This window comes from Streptomyces sp. PU-14G (assembly GCF_041028275.1).
GTDB lineage: Bacteria > Actinomycetota > Actinomycetes > Streptomycetales > Streptomycetaceae > Streptomyces.
Genome location: NZ_JASKYT010000237.1, coordinates 1 through 10,986 on the forward strand (window position 1 = coordinate 1; position 10,986 = coordinate 10,986).

At 72.3% G+C, this 10,986-nt stretch carries 8 protein-coding genes; all 8 read right to left on the reverse strand.

Going from position 1 to position 10,986, the window contains the following annotated elements; all coding sequences use genetic code 11:
- Positions 1-46: 46 nt before the first annotated feature.
- The 8 genes from AB8Z75_RS23855 to AB8Z75_RS23890 all read right to left on the reverse strand — a co-directional run bounded on the left by AB8Z75_RS23855 (position 47) and on the right by AB8Z75_RS23890 (position 10,917).
- Positions 47-1,429 (reverse strand): sugar porter family MFS transporter, encoded by a 1,383-nt coding sequence (locus AB8Z75_RS23855; protein WP_369205260.1) that lies wholly within the window; start codon positions 1,427-1,429, stop codon positions 47-49.
- A gap of 63 nt (positions 1,430-1,492) precedes the next feature.
- Positions 1,493-1,837, reverse strand: a complete 345-nt coding sequence (locus AB8Z75_RS23860; RefSeq protein ID WP_369205262.1) for an L-rhamnose mutarotase — start codon at positions 1,835-1,837, stop codon at positions 1,493-1,495.
- Positions 1,834-2,823: an aldo/keto reductase gene (locus tag AB8Z75_RS23865; protein WP_369205272.1), complete on the reverse strand. Its 990-nt coding sequence runs from the start codon at positions 2,821-2,823 to the stop codon at positions 1,834-1,836. The genes AB8Z75_RS23860 and AB8Z75_RS23865 overlap by 4 nt, the downstream gene beginning before the upstream one ends.
- Before the next feature lie 8 nt (positions 2,824-2,831).
- Positions 2,832-3,593, reverse strand: coding sequence for an SDR family NAD(P)-dependent oxidoreductase (locus AB8Z75_RS23870; protein ID WP_369205264.1), 762 nt, complete (start codon positions 3,591-3,593; stop codon positions 2,832-2,834).
- Positions 3,590-4,957 (reverse strand): L-fuconate dehydratase, encoded by a 1,368-nt coding sequence (locus tag AB8Z75_RS23875; RefSeq protein WP_369205266.1) that lies wholly within the window; start codon positions 4,955-4,957, stop codon positions 3,590-3,592. Before AB8Z75_RS23875 ends, AB8Z75_RS23870 begins: the two co-directional genes overlap by 4 nt.
- Positions 4,958-5,198: 241 nt before the next feature.
- Positions 5,199-7,688: a glycoside hydrolase N-terminal domain-containing protein gene (locus tag AB8Z75_RS23880; protein WP_369205268.1), complete on the reverse strand. Its 2,490-nt coding sequence runs from the start codon at positions 7,686-7,688 to the stop codon at positions 5,199-5,201.
- A gap of 132 nt (positions 7,689-7,820) precedes the next feature.
- On the reverse strand, positions 7,821-9,428 hold the full coding sequence (locus tag AB8Z75_RS23885; protein WP_369205270.1) for a thiamine pyrophosphate-dependent enzyme: 1,608 nt from the start codon (positions 9,426-9,428) through the stop codon (positions 7,821-7,823).
- An 82-nt stretch (positions 9,429-9,510) separates the two neighbouring features.
- On the reverse strand, positions 9,511-10,917 hold the full coding sequence (locus tag AB8Z75_RS23890; RefSeq protein WP_369205274.1) for an MFS transporter: 1,407 nt from the start codon (positions 10,915-10,917) through the stop codon (positions 9,511-9,513).
- Between the last annotated feature and the right edge of the window lie 69 nt (positions 10,918-10,986).

A 10,986-nucleotide genomic window follows, 5' to 3' on the forward strand; every position in this document is an offset into this window, starting at 1 on the left:
GCCTGGGGCCTGGGGTACCGAGGGTGCCAGGGGTGTCGCCCTCGTCTCAGGCCCGGGCGGTCGGGGGCTGGTCGGTGAGCCAGAGGTGCTCGATCTCTTCGAGTGACTTGCCACAGGTTTCGGGCACGCGGCGGGCCACGTACCAGGCGGCTACGGCGGACAGCAGAGCGAAGAGGGCGAAGACCGTGCTGCCGATGGCGTGGAGGACGTCGGGGAAGACCAGGGAGAAGAGGAAGTTGAGCAGGTACTGGGTGAAGGTGATCACGCCCATGCCGATGGCGCGGGCGCGCAGCGGCAGCACCTCGGGGCAGTAGAGCCAAAACACCGGGCCCAGGCCGAAGCCGAAGGCGAAGGTGTAGACGAACACGCAGGTGACGGCGACGGCGGTGACGTCGGGGAAGAGGGCGAGGACGATCATCGGCGGCACCTGTACGGCCAGCGAGAGGGTCAGGAGCCTGACCCGGCCGAGGCGTTCGATGAAGGGCAGCGAGGCCGCCGTCGAGAGCACCAGAGCCGCGCCCACGCAGTAGTTGGCGAGGGTTCCGGCGCTGTCGGAGCCTTCGGGGGTGAGGTGCTCGAAGATGATCGGGGCGTAGTAGACGACGGCGTTGATGCCGGTGAAGACCTGGAAGAACGTCAGTATCAGGGTGATGCGCAGCGGCCTGCGGTAGTGCCCGGTGAACAGCTCGCGCAGGCCCGCGTGCTGCTCCACCAGGCTGGTGCGGATCTCCTCGACCTCGGCGCCGGCCGCCTCGTCGGTGGAGCGCAGCGTGCGCAGCACGGACTCGGCTTCCTTCGCCCTGCCGTGCATCATCAGCCAGCGCGGCCCTGCCGGGCTGAGGACCATTCCGGCCAGGAACACGGCGGCCGGCAGGGCGCCGAGCCCCAGCATCCACTCCCAGGCGCCGGAGGAGGAGAGCACGTCGCCGACGGTGAAGGCCACGAGGATGCCGACGTTGACGGAGAGTTGGTAGAGCGCGGTGATCCGTCCGCGCAGATGCTTGGGGGCGAGTTCGCTCAGGTAGATGAGGCCGAACATGTTGGCCAGGCCGACCGCGAAGCCCAGGACGAACCGGGAGACCATGAGCGTCGCGGCGTTCGGGGAGAACCCGCAGCCGATCGAGCCGACGACGAAGATGACGCCCGCCAGGATCAGCAGGTGCCGCCGGTCCCAGCGCCGTGCGGCGAGCGATCCGGCGACGATGGCCGGGAGCGCGCCGAGCAGCAGCAGGCTGGTGACGAGGCCCTGTCCCGTGGAGCTGAGGCCGAAGTCGTCGGTCAGCGGTTCGAGTGCCCCCGATATGGCGCCCGAGTCGTAGCCGTACAGAACGCCCGAGAGTCCGCCGAGCACGGCGACCCAGTGCACTCTTCGGGGTACCGCTCCCCCGTCCTGCGTGCGGGCGGCGGCGCCCGTCGGTGTCTGTGTCACGGTTGTCGTCCTTCCTCGTCGGATCGGTTGTCGCTGCCCTGACACCTCACGGACGCGGAAGTGTCACGGTCGCCGGCCTGCCTCGGGCGGGGAGTTCCGCAGCTGCCACACCACCGGCAGCCCGGCCTCGGCGCCGTGCGCTGAGTAGTCGTGCACCACGTCGAGGAGTTCGGCCATCCGCGCCTGCCAGCCGACGTTGACCGGAAGGCTCTCCAGCTCGGCGAGCAGCCGCGCGTAGTCCTCGCACTCGATGAGGTGGAACAGGTCCGTGCCACTGCGCCAGATCGTCCAGGACGTGCAGCCGGCCGCCCGGATGGCGGCGGTCAGTTCGGCGGGCACCTCGCGGTGCGCCGCCTCGTACTCGGCGATGCGCTCCTCGCGCACGCGCGTGTGCAGTGCGACCCTCATGACGTCACCCTTCGGTTTCCGACGTGGCCGAGCAGTCCAGAGGAGGCGAGCGCGTCCCACAGCTCGTCGGGCAGCGGGCGCCGGAACTGGGCGACCGCGTCCCGTACCTCGGCCGGGGTCCGCAGACCCAGCAGCACCCCGGCGACGGCAGGATGGCTCAGCGGGAAGCGTGCCGCGGCTGCGCGCAGCGGCACTCCGAACCCCGCGCAGATCCGCCCCAGAGCCAGCGCCCGTTCCAGCAGACCGCGGGAGGCGGGTCGGTAGTCGTAGGTCGCCTCAGGCCGCGGGTCGGCGAGCACCCCGGAGTTGAAGACGCCCCCGGCCACCACCGAGGTCCCCCGCTCGCGGGCGGCGGGCAGCAGGTCCGCGAGGCCGCTGCGGTCGAGCAGGGTGTAGCGGCCGGCGAGCAGGACGACATCGATGTCGGTGTCGCGGACGAAGCGGGCGGGCATCGCGGAGGTGTTCATGCCGACGCCGATCGCCTTGACGACGCCCTCGCCCCTGAGGCGTTCCAGCGCGGGGTAGGCCTGGTCGAGGGCTTCGCGCTCGTGGTCGTCCGGGTCGTGGAGGTAGACGATGTCGACCCGGTCGAGTCCGAGCCGTCGCAAGCTGGCCTCCAGGCTGCGGCGTACTCCGTCGGCGCTGAAGTCCCACACCCTGCGCCGGTCGGCCGGGACGGCGAACCCGTGGGCCATGTCGTCCCCCTGCGCGCCGCTGACCGGTTCGAGGAGTCGTCCGACCTTTGTGGAGACGGTGAAGTCGTCCCTCGGCCGCCCGCGCAGCGCCGCGCCCAGCCGCCGTTCGGCGAGCCCGAGTCCGTAGTGCGGCGCCACGTCGAAGGTGCGCAGCCCCTCTTCCCAGGCGGCCTGCACCGTGGCCGCCGCCTGCTCGTCGCTCACCGCCTCGTACAGATTGCCGAGGCAGGCGGCGCCGAAGGCGAGCCGCGTCACGTGCGCCGTGCTCCGTCCGAGCGCCGCCCGCGGCAGTACGCCGCTCATGTGCCGGCCGGCCGCAGGCGCAGCCCCGACATGCCGCCGTCCACCGCGAGCGCCGTACCGGTCACCGATCCGGCACCGGGTGCGGCCAGGTGGACGAGGGCGGCGGCGACCTCCTCGGCGGTGACCAGGCGGCCGTGCGGCTGGCGGGCCTCGAGCGCGCGCCGCTCGGCCTCGGGGTCGTCGGCCGCCGCCAGCAGCCGGCCCACCCAGGGCGTGTCGACCGTTCCCGGGGTGACGCAGTTGACGCGGATGCCCTCGCGGACGTGGTCGGCCGCCATGGCCAGCGTCAGCGCGTACACCGCACCCTTGCTGGCCGAGTACAGGGCGCGCTGCGGAAGCCCCGCGGTGGCCGCGATGGAACAGGTGTTGACGATCGCGGCGTGCGGCGAGCGCCGCAGGTGGGGCAGGGCGGCACGGGTGGTGCGCGCGATGCCGACGACGTTGACGTCGAGCACCCGCTGCCACTCGGTGTCGGTGTTGTCCGCGACCGTGCCGGCGGCGCCGATGCCCGCGTTGTTGACCAGGATGTCGATGCCCCCGAGCAGGTCGGCCGCCTGCTGGATAGCCGAGCGGACGGAAGCGTCGTCCGCGACGTCGGCCCGGATGCCGTGCAGGGGCGCCGTCACCCCCGAGGGCTCCAGGTCGAGCACGGCGACCTCGGCGCCGCCTTCGGCCAGCCGCCAGGCGGTGGCCTGGCCGATTCCCGAGGCGCCGCCGGTGACGACGGAGCGCAGTCCGGCGAGTTCGTGCGTGGTCATGCCTGGGCCTCCGCGGGGTCGGTGGCACCCTGGACGTCGCCGCTCCGGGCGAGATCGGCGGCCCAGAAGCGCCCGTGTGGATAGGTGTAGGCAGCGATCGAGTCCGGGCGCATGGCGGCGGAGAAGCCGGGGGCGAGCGGTGCGCCGTAGTGCCCGTCCCGGATCACGACCGGGTCGAGGAAGTGCTGGTGGAGGTGGTCGACGTACTCGATGACCCGGTCCTCGGTCGTGCCCGACACCGCCACGAAGTCGAACATCGACAGGTGCTGCACCAGTTCGCACAGACCGACTCCGCCCGCGTGCGGGCACACCGGCACACCGAACTTCGCGGCCAGCAGCAGGATCGCCAGGTTCTCGTTGACCCCGCCGACCCGGGCCGCGTCGAGTTGCAGCACATCGATCGCTCCCGCCTGGAGCAGCTGTTTGAAGACGACCCGGTTGTGCACGTGTTCGCCCGTGGCGACCTTCACCGGTGCCACAGCGCGCCGGATCGCGGCGTGCCCGAGCACGTCGTCGGGGCTGGTCGGCTCCTCGATCCAGTACGGGCCGAACTCGGCCAGCCGGCTGGTCCATGCGATGGCCTCGGACACGTCCCAGCGCTGGTTGGCGTCGATGGCCATCGGGAAGCCGGGGCCGACCACCTCGCGGGCGGTGCGGCAGCGCCGGATGTCGTCCTGAAGGTCGGCGCCCACCTTCAGCTTGATCTGCCCGAAGCCCGCCGCCATGGCTTCCTCGGCCAGCCGGGCGAGCTTCTCGTCCGGATACCCGAGCCAGCCGGGCGAGGTGGTGTAGGCCGGGTAGCCCCGGCGGTGCAGCTCCTTCTCCCTGTCCGCGCGGCCCGCACGGGCGCGGCGCAGCAGGTCGAGCGCCTCCTGCTCGGTGAGCGCGTCGGTCAGGTAGCGGAAGTCGATCTGGGAGACCAGCCAGGCGGGCTCGGCGTCGGCCAGCAGCTTCCACAGCGGTTTGCGCGCGCGCTTGGCCGCCAGGTCCCAGGCGGCGTTGACGACCGCGCCGACAGCCATGTGCATGACCCCCTTCTCGGGCCCGAGCCACCGCAGTTGGCTGTCCCCGGTCAGCGCCCTGCTCAGTGACCCCGGGTCCGCGCACAGCTCGGCGACCTGCCGTCCGACCACGTGCGCGCGCAGCGCCTCGATGGCCGCGACCTGGACGTCGTTGCCCCGTCCGATGGTGAAGGTGAACCCGTGCCCGTCGAGCCCCTCACCGGCGTCGGTGCGCAGGACGACGTACGCGGCGGAGTAGTCGGGGTCCGGGTTCATCGCGTCCGAGCCGTCCAGCTGTCTGGAGGTCGGGAAGCGGACGTCGTAGGTGTCCATCGCGATGATCCGTGCAACGTCTGCGGACAACTGGGTTTCCTTTCGCAGCCTGCCCCGCGGCGGCGCCACCGTTGCGTCGAGGGAGCATCCAACGCCTCAGAGATCGGATGACTGAACGGCCGAGTCGACACTATTCCCGGGTGACCAAGCCGCGCAAGGAAACATCGGATCTCTTTTCGAGCCACTCTGCGCCGAGGGCCCAGGCCTCTCGTGAACCTGCGGGCGGCGTTGAGGGTGCTTCGGGCGGTGTTGAGGCCGCTTCGGGCGGCGTTCAGGGGCGCAGGGTGACGGCCCCACCGGCCGGAACCGTCACGTCCCTTCGCCAGTCTCCCGCCACCACCGTCACCCGGGTCCCCGCCGCACCGCGGAGAGTCGCCTCGGTGAACCCGCCCTCGCGCCACGCCAGGTCCAGCCGCAGCCCGCCACGCAACCCGATGCCGGTGACGCGTCCCGCCTTCGCCCACGCGTTCGGCAGCGCAGGCAGCAGCTCGACGCGCCCGGCGCGTGACTGGGCGAGCATCTCGATCATCGCCGCCGGTGTGCCGAAGTTGGCATCGATCTGGAACACCGAAGCGGAGCCGGAGAGCCGGTACATGTCGAACATGTTGATGCCGGACCCGTTGCCGTGTTCCACCGACGGTCTCATGACCGTCCGCACCAACTGGTACGCCTTCTCCGCGTCCTTGAGCCTGGCCCAGCACAGGGCCCGCCAGGCGCACGCCCAGCCGTAGCTCTCCATCCCCCGCGCGGTGAGCAGCTTCCTGACCCCGTCGAGCACCTGCGCGGGCGCATCCTCGACGGTGATCCTGTCGCCGGGGAAGAGGCCCACCAGTGGGGAGAGGTGGCGGTGCTCCTTCTCCCCCAGGTTCTCCTCGGACATCCACTCCTGGAGCCACCCGGTGGTGGAGCTGACGCCCGGCAGGTGGAGGCGGGAGCGCAACTCGGCGACGGTGCGGGCGTACGCGGCGTCCTTGCCGAGTGCGTCCGCCGCCGCGCCGTAGTGGTGGAACAGCTGCCACAGCAGCTCCTGCGCGTAGGTGATGCCCCGCGCGTCCTGGGGGCCGTGCTCGGGTGACCAGTCGTGGTCGTCGACGAGAACCCGGCGCTCCTCGCCCGTCGCGGGGTCGGCCACCGCCACCTCGACCAGCCTGGCCTCCCAGAACTCGCACGCCCCCTTGAGCAACGGGTAGATCTTCTCGAGGTGCCTGCGGTCCCGGGTGTACTCGTAGTGCTCGTAGAGGGAGTTGCAGAGCCAGGCGTTGCCCGCCGGGTGCCACAGCCAGCCGTTGCCGCCGAAGACGTTGGTGGAGAAGGCCACGGTCCAGCCGGCGACTTTCCCCGATGTGTTGCGGAACCTGTTGCGGGGGTCGTTGAAGTGCTTCCGCGTCGTCTTCTCCCATACGGGATGCTGGGCGAGGCAGTAGTCGGTGAAGGCGTCGAAGCACGCGCTCAGGCCCGCACGGTCGGGCAGCCAGTAGTTCATCTGGACGTTGATGTCGGAGTGGTAGTCGGCCATCCACGGCGGATCGTTGCGGTCGATCCACGGGCCCTGAAGGTTGACGGGCAGGCTGCCGCGGGAGCCGCAGACCATCAGGTAGCGGCCGAACTGCAGGTAGGCGGCCTCCAGTTCGGGGTCGGGTGCGGCCCTGGGCTCGGCGCGGGCCGCGAGACGCGCGGCCGTGTCCATGCCGCGCTGTGCGTCGGTGGAGGAGCCCAGGTCGACGGTCATCGCCTGCTGGAGGCGCTGGTGCTCGGCGACGTGTGTGGCCAGCAGCCGCTGAGCGGGCACGGCGGCGGCCGAGGCGGCCTTCGCTCGCGCCACCTCCAGCGGGTCGAGGGACGCGTCCTTGAATCCGGTCGAGGCGTCCGCCTGGTAGTTGGTGCCCGCGGAGACGACCAGGTTCACCTCGGAACAGTTCTCGAAGGTGACCCGGTTGCCTGAGGCCGAGACCGTTCCGCCCACGCCGACCGCCTTGAGCAGCGCCGCGTATCTGAGCCCGTTGGGCAGGGTGGCCGAGAACGAGGCTTCGGCGGCACCACCGTCCGCCGACGTCTCCTCACCGCGCGTCCCGGTGAGGGACAGCTCCCCCGTGCAGCTGCCGCCGGTCTGGGTCAGCCGTACGACGAGTACGTCGTCGGGGTGGCTGGCGTAGACCTCGCGCCGGTAGGACGCGGTGCCCACCGTGTACGTGGTGACCGCGAGGCCGTTGCTCAGATCCAGCGTCCGCCGGTATGCGGAGACCGCCGGCGCGGTGTGCTCGGGTATGTCGAGGTACAGCCGCGCCAGCTGCCCGAAGCTGCCGAAGGTCTCGGCCTCGTAGGGGAACTGGCCGTCCGGGCCGAGCGTGTCGTTGGTGCCTCCGGTCCACAGGGTCACATCGGCGAGGTACAGCGCGTCGTGCGCGGCGTTCCCGGTCGTCAGGGCGCCCAGGCGCCCGTTGCCGACCGGCAGCCCCTGTTCCATGATCGAGGCTTCGTCGCCGGGCGTCCGGTACCAGAGGGCCACTGCCTCCTCGCCGGGCACCAGGGCGGGCGAGGAGGGCCGGTCGGCGGCGTGGGCCGGGCGGGAGAACTCCGCCTGCGAGGAGAGCGTGAAGGCCGCTCCCAGTGCGGCGGCCGTGCGCAGCAGCGCGCGTCGGGAGGTGCCCGGACCCCGCGAAGGGTCGGAGGAGTCGGAGTGACCGGAGAAGGGGTATGGGGGGAGCACGGGCGCCGTCGCCTCCGTCAGTCGGTGCTGTCGCACCTTCGAGGTTCGATACATCGGATGACTGCGGACAGAGCTTAGGAACGGGCCGCCCCGCGCGACAGGGGTCGGACCATGATTTTCGCGCCGGCGGCGTGGCCTGCCACGGCATCGGTGCGCGAACCCGCCCCCCGGTGCGGCGTGCGACGCCTATGGGGCGATCCGGACGTCCAGGAGGAGGGGTTCGGTCCGGTGGGCCAGAGTGGGGAGGACACTGTCCAGCGTGCTGAGCAGGGCGGGAGGGTCGGTGATCTTCCGGGCCGGGCAGCTCAGCGAGGCGGCGAGAGCGGTGAGGTCGATCTCGGGGAAGGGAGGCCACGGGCCCCGAGCCCGGTGACCGGCCGCGAGCTGGTCCAGAATCGCGTAACGCCCGTTGGTGAGGACGACGAAGAGAACTCCCACCCCGTAGTGCGCCGCCGTCCACAGCGCGTGCGGCTGGTACAGGGACGAGCCGTCGCCCACCACCGCCACCACCGGACGCCCGGGGTCGGCCATGCGGGCGCCCACGGCAGCGGGAAGTGCGAAGCCCAGACCGCCCATGGCGGCGCTGAGGAAGCCGAGCGGGCGCCTGGCGGGGAGAAGGGCGTGCAGCGCGGGGCGGCTGGACGGGGTCTCCTCCACGACGACCGTGTCGGGCGAGAGGCGTTCGGCGAGCGCGGCCAGCACGTGCCCGGCCCGCAGGTGCTCACCGGGTTCGGGAGGCGCCGGCGGGTTCGCGCGCGGGAAGCGGGGCGCCGGGGTGCCGGAACGCTCCGATATGCGCTCGGTGAGGGCCGCGCAGAACGACGCGAGAGGCGCCACCGCGGCCAGCTCGACGGGGGCGCGCTCGGCCTCGGCCCCCTGGTCGGTCACGAGTACCAGCCGGGTACCCGAGCCCGCCGGCACCAGCGGGCCCGCACGGTAGCCGTACTGGCGCAGCACCGGAGCGCCGACGACGAGCACCAGGTCGTGGTCGGACAGCACCTCGCGGAGCCGCTCGCGGTCGGCGGGCAGGTGTCCGGCGAACTGCGGGTGATCCTGCGGGAAGCCGGCCCGCGCGCCGAACGCCTCCTGCCACACCGGGCAGCGCAGCCGCTCGGCCAGCCCCGTCAGCGCGGACCAGACCGCCGCGGTGTCGGCCGCCGCGCCGACGACCAGCGCGGGGGCGGAAGAGCGGGCGAGGATGCCGGCGACCTCCTCCACCGCGTCGGGGTCCGCCGCAGTGGCCTGGCGCCGACGTACGGGTGCGGGGAGCGGCAGATCCTCGGCGGGGGCGGCCCAGTCGTCCATCGGGACGACGACGAGTGCGGGCCCGCGCCAGGCCCGCGCCGCGTGCGCCGCGCGGGCCAGCGCTCCGGGGACGTCCTGGGCGCGCGGCGGCGTCTCGCACCGCACGGGGTAGTCGCCCGCCAGCCCCTCCAGCCGGCCGGCGAGGAAGGGTTCCTGTACCAGGTGCCTGCGGTCCTGCTGGCCGACCAGCACCACCAGCGGGGCCCGGTTCTCTCGGGCGGTCGCCAGGGCGCCGACGGCGTTGCCGAGCCCCGCGGTCGTGTGCAGCAGGACGAGGGCCGGGGCGTCACGCGTGAGCGCCCAGCCGGTGGCGGCGCCGACGACCGTGCCCTCGTGCAGGGCGAGGACGAACCGCAGATCGTCGGGGAGCCCGGCCAGGAACGGCACCTCGGTCGAGCCCGGATTGGCGAACAGCGTGGTCATGCCCTCCGCGCGCAGAACCTCGAAGGCGGCGTCCCGGACGGTGCGGATGTGCGCGTTCGTTCGCATGCGGTGCTGTCCTCCCCTGTCGTTCCCTCTTCCGGCCCGCGTCGGCGGGCCCGTCCGGCCTGGCCGTCCCGGCCGGGCACCGTCACGAGGGCGCGGTCGCCCTCTCGCGGGGCTGGCGGACCTGCGACAGCACCACGAACCCGGCCAGCACGATGCCCGCGTCCAGCCAGACGGCGGCCTGCCAGCCGCCGGTGGCGTCCCGCAGCACCCCGCTGATCGCGGGCGAGAGGACGGCCCCGGTCTCGCCGATCAGGTTCTCCATGCCGAAGGCCGAGCCGCGCATCTGCGGTCTGGCCAGCTCGGCGGTGAGGGCGTGACCGACCGGCTGGAGTGCGTTGAAGAACACGCTCGCCCCGAACAGCAGCGCTCCCATGGTCCACAGAGACGGCTCGTCGGCCGCGGCCAGGTACCAGGCGAACGCCACCGTCAGCACCGCCTGGACACCGGTGAAGGCCAGCATCATCGGCTTCCTCCCCCAGCCGTGTCGCAGGCCGTGGTCGGACAACCAGCCGCCGACGGGGAAACCGAGGATGCCGGCGCCCGCGTTGAACCCCGCGGTGAGCGCGGCGTTCGCGAACGAGGAGTGCGCCGCCCCCGCGACGATCGACACCGACCAGAAGCTGAAGAACCACAGGTTCCACAAGATCGCGATGTTGACCACGTACAGGAGGAACAGATCGCGGTTCTTCAGCACGGGACCCAGCTCTGCGCCCTTGCGGCCGAGCGCGAAGAGCACCAGGCCCACGGCCAGGCCCACTTCGAGCAGCGCGATCCACAGCGTGGACAGGCCGGCGCGGTCGCCCACCGCGTACACCGCCATCACCAGGGCCAGCGAGACCGCCGCGTACCCGCCCAGGTGCAGCGTCGCGCGCAGCGAGGCCGCCCAGCTCAGCTGCGCGCGGAAGCGCACGGCGAGGACGACACCGACGAGCAGGGTGGCCGCGCCCAGGATCCAGAAGGCCATGCGCCACGCGTCGACGTCCGGCAGCAGCGCCTTCCCCGCGTCGACGAAGTACGGCGTGAGCACGATGGCGAGGGTGATCCCGAAGGACAGCCCCGTGATGACCACCCCCATGCCCAGGCCGCGGTGGCGCTCGGGGGTGGCGGCGGTGACCAGCGTGCGGTCGTTGGAGTAGAACGCGCCCTCGCCCAGCCCTGTGACGACGCGGACGACGATGAACGCCACCAGCCCGCCCACGAACCCGGTGAGCAGCGTGGCGACGCCCGCCCACAGAAGGCTGACCACGATGAGGGTGCGGTGTCCGTAGCGGTCTCCGAGGTATCCGCCGGGGAACTGGGTGAGCATGTAGCCGGCGAAGAACAGACCGCCGATGAGGCCGCCGAGGGCGTGCGGGTGCGCGGCGTCCGCGAGGAAGCCGACTCCGTTGTCGATCATCCAGGTGACGATGGGCCCCGTGATGGCCCGGTCGGCGGCGCTCACCGTCCAGCCGAGGAGCAGCAGGAACCACAGCGTGTGCCAGGGGCGCAGGCGGAGGCCGCCACCGCGGCCCGGGGGCGGGGGGCCGCCTTCCGGCGCCGAGGGGCCGTTGTGTGTGGC